The organism is Vibrio sp. NH-7 (genome assembly GCF_053643215.1).
This window is the reverse complement of record NZ_CM132188.1, coordinates 952,539-967,385: the sequence shown is the minus strand read 5'-3', so window position 1 is coordinate 967,385 and position 14,847 is coordinate 952,539. Positions and strand designations below refer to the sequence as shown.

At 44.8% G+C, this 14,847-nt stretch carries 14 protein-coding genes; 8 read left to right on the top strand and 6 right to left on the bottom strand.

Going from position 1 to position 14,847, the window contains the following annotated elements; all coding sequences use genetic code 11:
- Nucleotides 1-15: 15 nt before the first annotated feature.
- The 3 genes from ACUALS_RS18560 to ACUALS_RS18550 all read right to left on the bottom strand — a co-directional run bounded on the left by ACUALS_RS18560 (nucleotide 16) and on the right by ACUALS_RS18550 (nucleotide 4,270).
- Complete coding sequence (locus ACUALS_RS18560) at nucleotides 16-1,149, bottom strand: insulinase family protein (protein ID WP_454449353.1); 1,134 nt, start codon at nucleotides 1,147-1,149, stop codon at nucleotides 16-18.
- Nucleotides 1,150-1,384: 235 nt separating this feature from the next.
- A complete protein-coding gene (locus ACUALS_RS18555; protein ID WP_454449352.1) occupies nucleotides 1,385-3,157 on the bottom strand; it encodes an EAL domain-containing protein in 1,773 nt (590 codons plus the stop codon).
- A 312-nt stretch (nucleotides 3,158-3,469) separates the two neighbouring features.
- Nucleotides 3,470-4,270: a substrate-binding periplasmic protein gene (locus tag ACUALS_RS18550; RefSeq protein WP_454449351.1), complete on the bottom strand. Its 801-nt coding sequence runs from the start codon at nucleotides 4,268-4,270 to the stop codon at nucleotides 3,470-3,472.
- A 104-nt stretch (nucleotides 4,271-4,374) separates the two neighbouring features.
- Between ACUALS_RS18550 and ACUALS_RS18545 the strand changes: the two genes are divergently transcribed.
- The 5 genes from ACUALS_RS18545 (at nucleotide 4,375) to vctC (ending at nucleotide 8,647) form a co-directional block, all read left to right on the top strand.
- Entirely contained in the window at nucleotides 4,375-4,827 is a 453-nt protein-coding gene (locus tag ACUALS_RS18545; RefSeq protein ID WP_454449350.1) for an RNA-binding S4 domain-containing protein, read from the top strand.
- A 197-nt stretch (nucleotides 4,828-5,024) separates the two neighbouring features.
- On the top strand, nucleotides 5,025-5,936 hold the full coding sequence (locus ACUALS_RS18540) for a siderophore ABC transporter substrate-binding protein (protein ID WP_038137209.1): 912 nt from the start codon (nucleotides 5,025-5,027) through the stop codon (nucleotides 5,934-5,936).
- Between the two features lie 69 nt (nucleotides 5,937-6,005).
- Nucleotides 6,006-6,950, top strand: coding sequence for an iron chelate uptake ABC transporter permease subunit VctD (vctD, locus tag ACUALS_RS18535; protein ID WP_039480271.1), 945 nt, complete (start codon nucleotides 6,006-6,008; stop codon nucleotides 6,948-6,950).
- Nucleotides 6,934-7,884, top strand: a complete 951-nt coding sequence (vctG, locus tag ACUALS_RS18530) for an iron chelate uptake ABC transporter permease subunit VctG (RefSeq protein WP_454449349.1) — start codon at nucleotides 6,934-6,936, stop codon at nucleotides 7,882-7,884. The genes vctD and vctG overlap by 17 nt, the downstream gene beginning before the upstream one ends.
- A gap of 7 nt (nucleotides 7,885-7,891) precedes the next feature.
- Nucleotides 7,892-8,647 (top strand): iron chelate ABC transporter ATP-binding protein VctC, encoded by a 756-nt coding sequence (vctC, locus tag ACUALS_RS18525; RefSeq protein WP_038137202.1) that lies wholly within the window; start codon nucleotides 7,892-7,894, stop codon nucleotides 8,645-8,647.
- A gap of 50 nt (nucleotides 8,648-8,697) precedes the next feature.
- Here vctC and cueR read toward each other — a convergent pair whose 3' ends face one another.
- The 3 genes from cueR to ACUALS_RS18510 all read right to left on the bottom strand — a co-directional run bounded on the left by cueR (nucleotide 8,698) and on the right by ACUALS_RS18510 (nucleotide 12,141).
- Nucleotides 8,698-9,084: a Cu(I)-responsive transcriptional regulator gene (gene cueR / locus ACUALS_RS18520; RefSeq protein WP_038137199.1), complete on the bottom strand. Its 387-nt coding sequence runs from the start codon at nucleotides 9,082-9,084 to the stop codon at nucleotides 8,698-8,700.
- Between the two features lie 43 nt (nucleotides 9,085-9,127).
- Entirely contained in the window at nucleotides 9,128-10,099 is a 972-nt protein-coding gene (locus ACUALS_RS18515) for a helix-turn-helix domain-containing protein (RefSeq protein ID WP_454449348.1), read from the bottom strand.
- A 440-nt stretch (nucleotides 10,100-10,539) separates the two neighbouring features.
- A complete protein-coding gene (locus tag ACUALS_RS18510; RefSeq protein ID WP_454449347.1) occupies nucleotides 10,540-12,141 on the bottom strand; it encodes a putative bifunctional diguanylate cyclase/phosphodiesterase in 1,602 nt (533 codons plus the stop codon).
- A 290-nt stretch (nucleotides 12,142-12,431) separates the two neighbouring features.
- Here ACUALS_RS18510 and ACUALS_RS18505 point away from each other — a divergent pair, with 290 nt between their 5' ends.
- The 3 genes from ACUALS_RS18505 (at nucleotide 12,432) to folX (ending at nucleotide 14,838) form a co-directional block, all read left to right on the top strand.
- Complete coding sequence (locus ACUALS_RS18505) at nucleotides 12,432-13,625, top strand: acetate/propionate family kinase (protein ID WP_038192271.1); 1,194 nt, start codon at nucleotides 12,432-12,434, stop codon at nucleotides 13,623-13,625.
- Nucleotides 13,626-13,850: 225 nt separating this feature from the next.
- Complete coding sequence (folK, locus tag ACUALS_RS18500; protein ID WP_454449346.1) at nucleotides 13,851-14,372, top strand: 2-amino-4-hydroxy-6-hydroxymethyldihydropteridine diphosphokinase; 522 nt, start codon at nucleotides 13,851-13,853, stop codon at nucleotides 14,370-14,372.
- A gap of 88 nt (nucleotides 14,373-14,460) precedes the next feature.
- Nucleotides 14,461-14,838, top strand: a complete 378-nt coding sequence (gene folX, locus ACUALS_RS18495) for a dihydroneopterin triphosphate 2'-epimerase (protein ID WP_454449345.1) — start codon at nucleotides 14,461-14,463, stop codon at nucleotides 14,836-14,838.
- Nucleotides 14,839-14,847 lie beyond the last annotated feature (9 nt).

The following is a 14,847-nucleotide window of genomic DNA, read 5'->3' as shown; positions in this document are numbered from 1 at the left end:
TTCAATCAGTGCCAATTAGCTGTTTGGGATGATGATCAGCTCCATCGGGCTTTTCCACACGCTTTCAAACTCATTGCTGATGTCGTACTCGTTCATATGAGCGACATGGAAGTTCATTAGATCTAAGTCGTAAGAAGGAGAGGTGTAGACTTGGCCTTCATCGATCGCTTTAATCAACTGGTCAGCTTGGTGAGCGGTGTATGCCTCATCATGTGGGCGAGTTTGCCCCTCAAGCTCTTTGCGAAGTTGCGACACCACCATTTCGTACTCTACTTGGCTAAAGCCGCTTGAGCGCGCACGGTTGATCTCTTTTTCGATTATCTGCTGTGCGGCTTTCGCCTGCTCGCTGTCTTCACTCGTGAGTGAAACTTGAGAAACCAAGCTAGATTGCGCCAAAATCTGGTTTGAAACTTCGACTTTAACATCTTGATTGGCAAACGCTTCTTCCAAGCGTTTCTCTAGAATTTTGTTTGCAATGGTCACAGTAAGTAGCTTTTTGCGTTGTTGTTTACTGTTTGCCGTATCGTCAAGTGAGGTATGGGCCGTGTATGCCACAGTTGGCTTTTCCTGTTTAGGAACGTCAGAAACACTTTTCGGCATTAGGCTTAGCTCAGCAGGTGCAGAAAACGCCTCGCTTGATTTCCAGTCAGAAAGATTGTCGCTGATTAACTCTGCCGCAGTACGGTTTTTAAAGTTGCCAGCAATAACCAAATCGGTTTGTGACGGCAAGAAAAGCCCTTTGGCTTCCTCGCTCTTAAATAGCGCTGCGAGCTGCGAGATTGCCTCTGCTAAGATTTCTTCTTTATTGTCAGCGAAGTCGCGTTTGAGCACACTTTTGCCATTAAATTCAACCAACTCCCAACCATTGTCTTGCGTCAACGTCTGTGCGACAGACGCATATTTAATTGGAAGATCAGTCAAACGAACGCGGATAGAAAGCGCTTGCGTATTACGGCTAGTCGGTAACAACACGTAGCGCATGGCATTGCTAAGTTTACCTGCTTTCGTGCCTTTAGGTAACGTGATGTCGCTTTGTTCAAACCAGTTAAATTGATTTTGCTCTGCACTTACCGATAGGGAGAAAAAAGGGGAAAGCAGTAAGCTCGCTGAAAGGGTTGCAGTGACGATTTGACGTAATGGTTTAAACACAAAGTTCTCCTAAAACAAGTTTATTATGACTTTCCTTGTTTCAAGCGCTGTTGATGACGGTGTGTGATCTGACAGGCGGTAACGAATCGAATCCTTGATTGCGTTAATTTGAGAGGTTACACGGAGCTTTTGAATGCGTGTCATGTCTCAAAAATCGTGCAAATTTTCTACAACTTAAGTGACGTAGTCAATCACTAAATATTGATATGTTAAATATGTCTTATTTTTGAGAGGGTTAGATCGCAGTATAGTGGCTAGCACTTGCGAATGAAAGGGGTTTAGAGAACCAATACCCTTGTAAATAGGAGGCTCCGAGGTCGGTGAATGCTTGGGCCATTTGCGCGTTTTCTATGCCTTCTATGACAATATCAACATCGTAGGCTTGGCATAACTTAATCACGAAAGAGAGATACTCAAAGGTTGCAGGGTTGGTGAAAGACCGCCAAGCGATGGATTTGTCGATCTTAATTTGTTGTAGCGGAAAATCAAAAAAGCTGTTTAACGAGCTGTAACCCGCGCCAAAGTCATCCAAAGAAAGTTGAAACCCGAGCGCGCTGAGCTTGTTAAGTTGGTCGGCCGCGTTCTTGTTGCCATCCAAAATCATGGTTTCGGTTAGCTCGAGTACGATGTGTTTTGGATCAATCAGGTACTCGTCAGCGACCTTTTTCACTCGCTCAGGAAAGGAATGATTGAGCAGTTGCAGCACAGACACATTGACGTTAACGCGTACCGAGTTGTTATGCGTGGCTTGATATTGCTGGATAAAATGACATGCTTTGGATAGCACCAGATAACCTAAATCAACGATAAGTCCTTTCTTTTCCGCAACAGAGATAAACTCGTCTGGAAATATTTCCCCCATATCTTTGCACTTCCAGCGTACCAGCGCTTCAAAGCTCGCAATGGCGTTTCGTTTGGTGCAAATAATCGGCTGAAACTTAATCGAGAGTAGGCCTTGTTTAATGGCGTTGCCTAACTCGCGTTCGATATAAAAATGGCGGTCTACGCGTGATTTGGTTTTGCTGGCATAAACGCTGATATGGCAATCTTTTTGTTCGCTGGCAAACTGGCTAGTACGGCTAGCGATTTTGATCGCTTCTTCGGCATCAAGCTCTGCTGGAATCGAAGGGTAGATACCGATACTGATTTCGGTGCCATACAGGTAGCCGAACGTTTTTACCGCTTCGTTATACTTCTCGGAGATGCGCTCACCAAGTTGCGTCAGTTGCTCGTCACTGTAATCCCCTTTTACCAAGATAGCGAAGTCATCTGAGCGAATACGATAGAAGTCAACCAAGTCTTCCGGGAAATGATTAAGCGCTTGAATGATGTGATTAAGCACATCACGCATGATTTGAGGACCATAGAGTGATAAGTAGGAACGAATATTAGCGACTTGGATGTAAAGCAAGCTATGCGGTTCACGAAGTGGGTCTATGTTGTCAATATCCATGACCAATCTGTGCTCGTTGGAAAGCCCAGACGCCCCATCTTTGAAAGAGGTTTGCTGTACAAACGCCTCCATCAGCTTTTTGTCGGAAATATCTTTGTGGCAACCAATCATAAACCGTTTACCGTTAACAGTCTTGGTTATCGCCGTTCCTTCTAGCCAAACGTATTGCCCATTGGTGCAACGTACACGATATTGAGTCGCCATTTTGAAATCGTCTTCGGCGATATGCTCGTCAACTTTGCTTTGCAGCATCAAACGATCCATCGGGTGAACGAGATCAAGCCATGTTTCTAGGCAGGTATGACCGGATTGGATGCCGAATCTTTGATAAAAGCTCGGGTTGTAGAAGCAAACATGCTCAGTATCAGACATATAAAAAATGCCATCGTTAAGCACATCGATCATATGCTTAAAATGGTCATCCATAAGCTCATCTAGCTCTGCGCCAGTCAGAGAGTGAGCAAGGTCTTGTGATACTGATTCGACCGCCACGCCACACTCTGAGACCAAAGTGATTTTAGGGCGAGGGACGATACTTTTAATAGTTTGCGACATAAGATTGGGACATACCTTAACAACGATCGGTAGGTCTATTATTCATCTCAATTATTACGACAATTCGTGCGACTTGTTAATGGGCTGCCAACTACTAAACGAAATTACGTCGGACATTTCAAACGTAATTAATGCTTATTGTGAGGTTTGTCGTTAAACGGTGATCAATAGTTGGAGGGTTATCAAACGTCTGACCCGATTCTTAACCGAAGTTAGGAGGCCTGCGACAATGAAATGCTTACTTTACGGGGTGTTATGCTAACAAAATGAGTATCTACTTGTTAATTTTGCGCGTTCGTTGTTTCGCGTATGTTATTTGTAAGCATCTAAATAGTCGACAACAAGTCTGTCAATCGTGCCATCTTGCTTTAACCGTTTTAAATGGCGGTTGAACTGCGTAATGAAGTCTTGCTTATATGGGTAGAGCTCAGGCTGTTGGTTGGTAAACCCTAAGTAACCTTGCTCACTACTCACCACGGAGCCGAGTTTTAATTGCCAATCTCGGTCTATCTGGCCATCTTTGATCATTTGATTGATGTACCATCGAATAGATATTCGGTCATTGATGTAACAATCTGTGCGCCGTTTGTACAGATTTAGCAAGCTGGATTCATTACCTTTTGACGGCCGCAGTGTCAATTTCCCTTGAGTTACGGCATCCCAGAATGCTTGCCCGCCTAATGCAAAACCTTCGTTAATACCAATCGTTAATCCCAGATAGTCGTCAGGCCAGGTATCAAGTTGACGATCCGCCACCTTGTCAGGGCGACAAAATACGACGACTTGTTCATCGAGAATCGGCTCTGAGTAGGGCGATATATAGAATCTTTGGTTGGCGTAGTAATAGGGTGGATAGAGGGCAAAGCCTTTGCCTAACTCCAACATTTTTAATCCCCGCTTCCAAGGGATCGGTTTGATTTTGACGTCGTAAGCCTCCATTTGGGCGAAAATGATTTGGAGTATTTCGGTGTAGATGCCCTTTGCTTCTCCATTGATCGCGTAGCTGTATGGCGGGTAGGAGTCATCCGCATACACAGTGACAGGTGTAGGTGGCTCGTATGCATTGGCATAGCTTGACCATAGGGCAATAGCGGCGAGTAGCCATCGAAACACATTGATACCTTTGGAGTTAGAACACTTATTAGTAACTTTAGTTTATTTCTATACTTATTGGCATTAGACTCTCCGAATTGACAAAACACACTACAGAGTTCGTTATGACTGAAGAGTACCAAGAAGGCGAAGAGATCGAGATTGAAGCGATTGGTATCGAAGTGTCTTCTCATCCCATTGAGTTATATAAGGTATTCAAAATCGCTAACTTGGTTGGCGGTGGTGGAGAAGCAAAACACCTCATTGCCGAAGGATATGTCGCTGTTAACGGTGAGTTGGAAACACGAAAACGTCGCAAAATGTATGATGGTGACTTTTTTGAGTTCAATCAGGAATATTACGTTGTCGTTTGTGATGCGCCAGTGACAGAGCCAGAAGAGAAAGCGGTAAAATCAAAGGCCAAAGAGCGCTCAAGCGCCAATCAACCTAAGCGCGACAACCGTTCTTCGTCGTATAAAAAGGGCAAGTCGAAGAAGAATAGTGAAGCTAAGGGTAAGGAATCTAAACCATCGCAAGGCAAAAAAAACAACGGCCGATCTTCCATCGATTTCTTCTAACGACAAGCTGGGGCTATGGTCCCAGCGCTCTTTTTCTCTTCTCACTTTTCTTCCTATCCTCTTAATACAAACGCCAACTTCCTCCGATTCAACTGATTACAAGACCATCACTTAGCCACATTTTTATTGTTTGAATAGTGACAATAATACAAATCTAAATGATAATGCGTTGCATTAAAATATTAAGGATGGACAAAATGAAACGTAAAGTTGTGGCACTAGCACTGGCGATGACCGCTCTTAATGCGAATGCAAAAATCATCGAAATTGAACATGCACAAGGGAAAACAGCGTTAGAGAGCAAGCCCGAGCGTGTTGTGGTCATTGGATTGGGGCCTTTGGATACCGTTAAGGCGCTTGGCATTGAGCCGGTTGCAGTCTCGACGGTAAGTATGTTCCCTGACTATCTGTCACAATACCGAAGCGGTGAGTTTGTCTCGGCAGGCAGCTTATTTGAACCAGATTTTGAGACTATCTACAGCCAAAAACCTGATTTGATCATCGTAGGCCCTCGTGGTGCCGAGAAATACAAAGAGCTTTCAGAAATTGCTCCAACCATTGTATATGCGCTAGATAAGAGCAAAGGGTACTGGGAAGCGACTCAGGAGGAGTGGCGCAAGTTAGGCGAAGTATTCGAGAAGCAAGATTTTGTTGAAGAGAAAATCGCGCAGGTAGATAAAGACTTCAAACAAGTTCAAAGCTACAACCAAACAAACAATGTTGATGCGCTGACAGTGATGAGTGCCGGTGGCAACATTACAACGTTTGGTGCCAAGTCACGTTTTGGCTCAATTTACAAAGATTTCGGGTTCTCTGAAACCGTGAAAGGCATCAAAGAGAGTCGACATGGTGATCTAATTTCTTATGAGTTTATTCGCGAACATAACCCATCAACCTTGCTGATCGTCGATAAAGATATCTTGATCAACAAAGGCAAAGGCAGCACGGTTCAGCGCGATTTTGAGAACGATTTGGTGAAGGCGACCAGTGCTTACCAAAACAAAAAAATGGCGTACTTAGACATCAACGCTTGGTACCTGTCTATCGCGGGCATGCGTGCGACTGAACAAATGTTGAGTGACGTTAAGTCGGCTACAGGCCTTAACTAATTATTGAGTAAGTATGAAGAACCTCAAGTTCACGCTTGAGGTTTTTTAGGTTCAAGAGGTTATAGACTTTTGAAGATGTTATCTTGGGTGCTCTTAGTTTTGAGTGTCTTGTCTCTATTTGTTGGTATTGGTCAGCTCAATGTCGCACAACTGTTGGCTGGCGATCCTCAAAGTTGGGATCTGTTATTTACCAGTCGAATTCCCCGTTTAGCGGCCGTGCTCTTAGCTGGCGCAGGCCTTAGTATCGCGGGTCTTATCATGCAGCAAATCAGTCAAAACCGATTTGCTTCTCCATCGACATCGGGAACAATTGAGTGCGCGATGTTAGGCTACGTTTTGAGTTTGGTTTTGTTTGGTAACGGCAACCAACTTTGGCTGATATTTTCAGTTTCTATGCTAGGCACGCTGGCGTTCGTTCAGTTTATCAATCGTATTCAATTTAAAAACGCGGTGTTTGTTCCTCTGGTTGGGATCATTTTTGGCAATGTGGTGCAATCGGTCGCGACGTTCTTCGCTTACAAATACGACGCAATCCAAAACTTATCGAGCTGGGCAGTGGCCAATTTCGCTAACTTGTTGCAAGGCGATTACGAACTGCTCTATGTCGCGATTCCGTTTGCCATTTTCAGCTTGTTGTACGCAACACGTATTTCTGCGGTGGGATTGGGAAAAGATTTTGCGGTCAACTTGGGCTTAAACTACCAGCAAGTGTTGGTTGTTGGGGTGTTGCTGGTTTCGGTCATGTCAGCATCTGTTGTGATGATTGTTGGTAAGCTCCCTTTTTTAGGATTGATTGTTCCTAACCTCGTGAGTCGTTTTTATGGCGACAACTTAAGGCGCAACATCCCGCTTACCGCGCTCCTTGGGGCGCTCATCGTCTTAGTCTGCGACCTGGCAGGACGCTTAATAATCTTCCCGTATGAGCTGCCGATTTCAAACATCATCAGTTTACTGGGTGGTGCAGTGTTCATTTACTTCATTCTACAAGGTGAGAAAAATGCACGATCGTCATAAGTTGGTTTGTTTGGCGTTGGTGTCTGTCGTTTTTGCTGGTCTCTTCATTGGTATTGGGCTTAACGCAGATAACTACGAGTACTTCTTGTCTCGCCGCGTACCAAAAGTTCTTGCGATGATTATAGCGGGCGTCGCGATTGGTTTGTCTTCGCTTTCATTTCAGACCATTACCCATAATCGGATACTAACACCAAGTATCATGGGCTTTGACTCGCTCTACTTGTTCACCAAGGTTCTGATGGTAGTGATGTTTGGTGGGTTAAGCGGTATTGCGATGAACAGCTACTTCAACTTTGCTGTGTCAGTGACGGCAATGTTGGGCTTTTCTGTGCTGCTGTTTGGCTTCTACTTCCGTGGCGCGCGACAAAACTTGCTTGTGCTGTTGTTGCTCGGCGTCATCTTAGGGCAGGTTTTCGATAGTGGTTCATCATTTTTGATTATGCTCATGGACCCCAACGACTTTGCGACTGTTCAGGCAAACATGTTTGCGAGCTTCAACAACATCAATGTTGATTTGGTCTATCTGAGCGCGCCGTTACTGTGTTTCATTTCGTGGCGACTCTACACCCTTCATCGACTGCTGGACGTCTTCTGGCTGGATAAAGACAATGCCATCAGCTTAGGGGTTGATGTGAAAAGCGTGACCTTGCAGATCTTACTGCTGTCTGCGGTTTTGATCTCGATCTCGACGGCATTGATCGGGCCTCTGCTGTTCTTTGGCTTGCTCGTGACGAACTTAACCAGAGAAATGTTTGCCAGTTATCGCCACAAAGTTCTATTTGGCGCGGTGTCGCTGTTATCTATTGCTTCGCTGCTGGCAGGGCAATGGATTGTTGAGAATCTGTTTGGTTTTACGACGACGCTCAGTGTCGTGATTAACTTTGTCGGTGGTATGTACTTCTTGTCGATGCTGCTGCGCAATAAGATTATTTAGGTTGAATATGATTACTTTAAAAAGCCTTAACAAGGTATTTGGCCAATCTGCGGTTGTTGATAATGCGAGCGCAGAGTTCGAGAAAGGCAAAGTGACCGCAATCATTGGGCCAAATGGAGCGGGGAAGAGTACGCTTCTCTCTATGGCAAGCCGCCTAGTTTCTCGTGACTCAGGGGAAGTCTACATTGATTGCAAAGAGCTGTCTGAGTGGGATAACAAAGAACTCGCTAAACGACTTGCAGTGCTTCGCCAAGCTAACACCATCACGATGCGTTTTACCGTGCGTGAAATGGTCTCATTTGGTCGCTTCCCTTATTCACAGGGCAACCTAGATGACAACGACCAATCGGTGATCGATAAGGCGATCCGCTATTTGGACCTCGACTCTATTCAACACAAATATCTGGATGAGTTGAGCGGCGGACAGCGTCAACTTGCCTTTATTGCGATGGTGATGGCACAAGATACCGACTACGTTTTTTTAGACGAGCCGTTGAATAATCTGGACATCAAACACTCGTTACAGATTATGCGAAATGTCGGGAAACTGGCCCATGAAATGAACAAAGCCGTTGTGGTTGTTATCCATGACATCAACTTCGCGGCTTGTTATTCGGATAAGATCATCGCGTTGAAAAAGGGAAAAGTGGTTGCGCAAGGCAGTGTTGAAGCAGTGATTCAAGCGGATATTCTTGAGAGCATCTACGAAACGCCGTTTAACATCGTTGAAGTAGACGGAAAGCGCATGTGTACCTACTACTAGCATCCAGAATTGAGTGAAGCCCCACTGGATGGCTTCACTCACTACAGCGTTTACTTCGTGAGATCCTCGATGATAGGACATTTGCTCCCTTCATCACCTGGGCAAGTTGACACCCATTGCTTCAATTGCTTTTCAATCTCTTTGAGTTCGCGAAGTTTAATTTCAACTTCAAGGAGTTTTTCTTGTGCTTTCGCTTTGACTTCACGGCTCTTTCTGTTTGGGTTTTGCGCGAGTTCGACAAACTCTTTACATTCAAGTAAGGAAAATCCGGCGTTCTTAGCCCGCGAAATTAGATTGAGCTCTTGAACATGCTGATCGCTGTACTCTCGGTATCCTGCATCGCTGCGACAAGGCGGCGTGATTAAGCCTTTTTCCTCGTATAAGCGAATAGATTTGCTAGACAAATTTGTCAGTTTAGCGACCGCACCTATGTTCATGTTTTCCTCACTCCTAACGTCTGAGTGTTATCTCTGTTTGTCGTTAAAGATGTTTTACTACTTTTGCTGGTGGAACGCCAAACTCTTTTTTAAACGCATTGGTAAAGTTCGCAGGGTGGTTGTAGCCCGCCTCGTAGGCGGCTTCTGTCACCGTCAGCACACCGCGTTCTAATCCAGTTTTGGCGACGTGAAGCCGTCTCTGGCGAATGTAGCTCTTTACGGTAACGCCTAACTCATCTTTAAAAACGCGCTGCAGGTTGGATGTACTCATCGAGAAACGGGCAGCCAAGCCATCTAAGCTCATCGGCGCGTCGAGGTGGGTTTCAATAAAATGCAAAATGCGTTTGATGCGTTCAGATTGCGGCGTGTCTTTTGACGCTTTGTGTGTAGAGGTGTTTCGATCAACCAGCGCAAACATTCTCTGAATAAGCTGCAAAGAGAGCGATTCAAGCGCTAGGCGACCCAATAGATCGCTTGGTTGCTCGCAGCTGAGAATGCGTTTAATGACTTCGAGAGTATCGCTATTAATGGGGTGTCTTAGGTAATTGAGATGAGATTGAACAAATTGGTTGGGACATTCGTTTTGATTAAGGCGAGCTTTAAGCCAGTTTGGCGAGATAACAAGGTTCACTTTGGTGAGTTGATTGTCTTTTTCAATACTGCGATGAAAACTCACAGGATGCGTTAGATTGACCATAAGAACTTCAGCGCACCGCGAGCCATCCAACTGAAACTCTAGATCGTCATAGCCAAAAGTGAGCGTGCCTTCCAAAACGATAGTCAAAACAATGCAGGGTTTGATTGACGAAACCACGTGTGTATTGACTAACTCATGGCTCGTCCCAGCATACAGAGTGTAGGCATCAGACGCCTCGTAATGGAGGAGTTTACCCTCAAGGATTGGGGAGTTTGCAAACCGGTTTTGGCTAAAGATAACCCTTCGATTTTCTTCTATCACAGTTTTTGTGAGTACTACCTTAGGGATAGAGGTAGGAGTGCGTGAACCCGGTTCCATGGCAGCGATTCCTCATAACCGTTATGCGATTTGGCATAACCGTAAATTCTTCTCGTTAATAAAATTGACACTTATCATACATGCGAATTGTTTTCATTACCAACTAGAGCAGTCTCCAAGACCAGGCGGCTTGAACCACCACGATTTTAATAAACTGCGCCATTTGCTGAGAATAACAATGGAAAAAAAGACCACGATTTACTCCGAACACGCGAGCAAGTATATAACAGTATTGTGTCGCCACTTTGCACGAAAAGTAGACGCCTAGTGGGATGAAGTGAGCGGCAATGTAGCCTTTCCTATTGGGGAGGTCGAAATGCGAGCTGACCCATCACGCTCAGCACTTACCATTTACTGTCGTGCTGATGGGAAGGACAAGCTCAACACCGTCATGGCTATTTTTTTGCTCGCCGTGAGCCTATTGAGCTAGTGTGGGGGCCCTAATTCGCTAGTTCGTCAATCAGCGGTGGGTTGTGGTTTAGCGTCCACAAAATCGCGTCTTCTAGCGGGATTGCCGGACTGTAATAAAACCCCTGAATATAATCGCAGCCATATTTATTTAAAATGTGCAAAATTTCTTGTTGCTCTACACCTTCTGCAACGACGCTATAGCCCAGCCCATGTGCTAGTGAGATAGCGTTAGACACAATCGAGCGATTGCGTTCATTTCGCTCTAACTGATACAAGAAAGAGCGATCGATTTTGATTTGATCAACAGGAAGATCGCGCAGGAGTGACAGTGAAGAGTAGCCCGTACCAAAATCGTCCAAGCTTATTTTAAATCCGAGCGATTTTAAGGACTCAAGACACTTTTCTGGGCTACGTAAGCGGTTAATTGCAGTACTCTCTGTTATTTCCAACACAATAGATTTGGTTAGTGATGGTGAGCGTGCCGTTAAGGCGATAAGCTGTTTCTCTAGGTTTTTGCCTATGAGATCTTTCGCTGACAAGTTGACATGTACGGGGTTGTGGATGCCATGCTGATGAAAAATTTCAATATCTTCAGCGACATGGTCGAGCAACCATTCGGTGATAGAGGTAATTTTGTTGCTTTGCTCTGCAACGGGGATAAACTCAACTGGGCTGATGGTCGTCCCGTCGGGTTTAACCCAACGCATCAGCGCTTCATACCCGCAAACTAGATTAAGCTTACTGCTCACAATGGGTTGATAGTATATTCTGAACTGTTGCTTCTCTAGCGCTTCGTCAATGGCGTGTGAGATGGCCAGTTTCTGCCTTGCGCCTTGGTTCATGGAGGGATCGAACTTAGCGCTTTCTCTGCCGCTGCGCTTCGCCCAATACATGGCCACATCGGCCGCGTTGATAACTTGCTCTGCGTCTTTACCTTGCTCTGGGTATCGGCTAATGCCAACGATAGCACTGCTGGTGAGCTCGAAGCCATCAATAGAGAATGTCTTCTTAAGTTCACTGTTGATGGTGTTTGCAAGGGATTGAATCGCGAGATCATTTTGGTTGGGGCAAATGACAATAAACTCGTCACCCCCAATTCTGGCGACAAAATCGCCGCGGCTTAGGTTGGAGGCGATGCGTTGACCGATTTGAACCAGCAACTGATCACCACAAAAATGTCCCATGCCATCATTGATCTGCTTAAAATTGACCACGTCGACCATTAAAAGGTGAAAGGGTATTTGGTTTTCTGTTAAAGCGTTAATCGTTTCAATGCAGTGTTTCCGGTTTGGTAGAGAGGTTAGGGGGTCATGAAGGGCGTTGTACTTTTCTTCTTCCGCCAAGTGGTGAAGTTTTTTGATGGTGTTGAGGCTGAAGGTGGTCACCATGTAAACAAACACACTGCCTGAAAAGAGAATAATGGATAAACCGAACACCACATTGTTGATTTGCTGTGTCACCAGAAGAGACACCAAAACTGACGTATAACCAATCACAAACAAAGCAATTAACAAGCTGAGTGCTTGCCAACTTTTATGTTTGGTTTTGGCGCAAATTTGGCGAGCAGGAACCAAGCCAAATAATAGCAACAAGATGCCAGCAATGATGAGAAGAATGGCTAATGTATACAAGTTGACACCGTTGATCGTCTATAAACCCTTCAGGCTACTTTCAAAAGCAGATGCGCAAATGAAATCGTTTGCACTACGTATAGTGTAGAGCTTTCGAGACTGTTTATAAAACTCACATTAATTTTTACAGTCGAATTAAATTGACAGTTGCTTTAGATCAACAAAAGTTATTTGTTTTGTTTAATTTAGCTAAAGAAAGTTGAAAGATTCAAAAAAAATTGAATAATGGTATCCATAACGATACAAGCATAGTGCTTTCAATACACGGTCTGAAACAGGATACATCCCTCATGTCAAATTCGTATGTGCTGGTTATTAACTCAGGTAGCTCATCACTTAAGTTTGCTGTTATCGATTCTAAGTCGGGTGACGCGATTGTCTCTGGTCTTGGTGAGTGCTTCGGTCTTCCAGAAGCCGTCATCAGCTGGAAATACAATGGTGAGAAAACGGAAGAAGCGATCACTGCCCCAGATAACCACCATCAACATGCCATCAACCGTATTGTTGCTTTGATGGAAACACTAGGCTTCACACAAGATTTAGTTGCTGTGGGACACCGTATCGTTCACGGTGGTGAGAAGTTCACTTCAACGGTTCGTATTAATGATGAAGTGCTCGCAGAAATTGAAAACCTGTCTGACTTGGCTCCGCTCCACAACCCAGCAGGCGCAAAAGGTATTCAAGCTGCAATGCAAGCATTCCCGAGCCTTCCTCAATTTGCTGTCTTTGATACTGCGTTCCACCAAACGATGCCGCAAAAGGCATTTACAGGTGCTATCTCGAACGAACTGTACAAAGAATACGGCATCCGTCGATACGGTTTCCACGGCACTAGCCATTACTTTGTTAGCCGCGAAGCAGCGAAAATGCTTAACAAACCTGTTGAAGAGGCGAGCTTTATCTCTGTTCACTTGGGCAATGGCGCATCAGTATGTGCGATCGAAAATGGTGAGTCAGTAGATACGTCTATGGGCTTCACACCGTTAGCAGGCTTAATGATGGGCACACGCTCTGGTGACCTAGATCCTGGTGTGATTGAGTTCCTAATCAAGAAAGGTTGGACGACAGAGCAAGTCTTCGAAACGCTGAACAAGAAATCAGGTTTCTTAGGTGTTTCCGGTCTAACGTCAGACGCTCGTGGCATCTTAGAAGCGATGGAAGAAGGTCACGAAGGCGCAAAACTGGCGTTCGAAGTCTTTACCTACCGCGTGGCGAAGTACATTGGTTCTTACCTAATCCCACTTAGCAACCTAGACGCGATTATTTTTACCGGTGGTATCGGTGAAAACTCACTGCCGATTCGCCGCGAAATCTTAAACAACCTTAAGTTACTGGGCTTCGTTGAAGATGAAAAAGGCAACGAAGATGCACGTTTTGGTAACGCAGGTATCATCGCGAAGTCATCAATTCTTGATGCTGTCGCTATGGTTATCCCAACCAACGAAGAATTTGTTATTGCGCAGCAGTCAGTAGAACTACTGTAAAAAAACTCATAGCGTTATTAGAAATATCTCACTGTCAGGCGAACCTTTTTGGTTCGCCTTTCTTGTTTTCAATAAACTTAAACCGGAATTAATATCCAGTCAGGAAGCAAAGAACAAAGAAAGATGGCATTTAGGCACATCGTTTACCTGACAAATAGATGGAACTTAGCTGATCGTCTCACTGAGTTGCTGCGTACAGATAGGCCAAAAAAGGAATAAAATACTATGGCCTTCGTTTATGTCAGTATCGGCAGCAACATTAACCGCGAATATCACGTTACAGAATCTCTCAAAGCATTAAATCGACATTTTGCCCCCCTAGCTGTATCACATTGCTACGACTGCGAGCCCGTTGGTTTTGAGGGAGATAATTTTCTGAACCTAGTAGTTGGTTTCGATTGTGACCTTCCTGTTGCAAAGTTGGCTGAAGTTCTAAATCAAATCGAATTTGATAATGGTCGTCAGCGTGAGACTAAAGAATACGCTTCACGCACGCTAGACATCGATATCCTTCTTTACGGCGATAAAGTAGGAATCATTGACGGAGTAGAGCTGCCACGAGGTGAGATCACCGAGTACGCGTTTGTTCTTCGCCCGCTAGTCGACTTAGCGCCTCAAGAGCGCCATCCAATCTTAGGCGCTCCCTTTCAGCAGTTATGGGATAGCTTCGATCAGCAGAGCCAAAAGACTGACGTTATACCGTTCAAGGTTAGCTTACCTTCGGCCATTACAGTGCCTTCAAAATAACGAATGGCGTCTTAATCGCACGCACTTTATTGATCTTTTGTTGCAACAAGCACGTACGTGACTTCACCTTCTAGGGAGAGAAACTGTCATGAATAACAACGCCATTATTACGATCACTAATCTCAGACTAAGAACCTTCATAGGTTTCAACGAAGAAGAGAAAACAAAGCAGCAAGATATTGTTATAAACGCAGAAATCCATTACCCCGCCAACAATCTCTGCCTCGCCGATGATGTAGATAACGCTCTCAACTACAAAAACATCTGCAAGACAATTATTCACCATGTCGAATCTGGCCGATTTCTGTTGTTGGAAAAACTGACCAGTGACGTACTCGGAATCTGCATTGACCACCCATGGGTGCAGTATGCGCAAGTAAGAATCGACAAACCTCATGCGTTACGTTTCGCTGACTCCGTATCGCTAACCTTGAGCTATCAAGCAGACCAAGATAATAATTCATAAGGATTGAGC

What these genes read in the sequence shown, in the direction of transcription:
- cueR (WP_038137199.1), bottom strand. Translation starts at nt 9,084, where the DNA reads ATGAACATAGGTGCGGTCGCTAAACTGACAAATTTGTCTAGCAAATCT.
- ACUALS_RS18540 (WP_038137209.1), top strand. Translation starts at nt 5,025, where the DNA reads ATGAAACGTAAAGTTGTGGCACTAGCACTGGCGATGACCGCTCTTAAT.
- ACUALS_RS18555 (WP_454449352.1), bottom strand. Translation starts at nt 3,157, where the DNA reads ATGTCGCAAACTATTAAAAGTATCGTCCCTCGCCCTAAAATCACTTTG.
- vctG (WP_454449349.1), top strand. Translation starts at nt 6,934, where the DNA reads ATGCACGATCGTCATAAGTTGGTTTGTTTGGCGTTGGTGTCTGTCGTT.
- ACUALS_RS18545 (WP_454449350.1), top strand. Translation starts at nt 4,375, where the DNA reads ATGACTGAAGAGTACCAAGAAGGCGAAGAGATCGAGATTGAAGCGATT.
- folK (WP_454449346.1), top strand. Translation starts at nt 13,851, where the DNA reads ATGGCCTTCGTTTATGTCAGTATCGGCAGCAACATTAACCGCGAATAT.
- ACUALS_RS18505 (WP_038192271.1), top strand. Translation starts at nt 12,432, where the DNA reads ATGTCAAATTCGTATGTGCTGGTTATTAACTCAGGTAGCTCATCACTT.
- ACUALS_RS18515 (WP_454449348.1), bottom strand. Translation starts at nt 10,099, where the DNA reads ATGGAACCGGGTTCACGCACTCCTACCTCTATCCCTAAGGTAGTACTC.
- vctC (WP_038137202.1), top strand. Translation starts at nt 7,892, where the DNA reads ATGATTACTTTAAAAAGCCTTAACAAGGTATTTGGCCAATCTGCGGTT.
- folX (WP_454449345.1), top strand. Translation starts at nt 14,461, where the DNA reads ATGAATAACAACGCCATTATTACGATCACTAATCTCAGACTAAGAACC.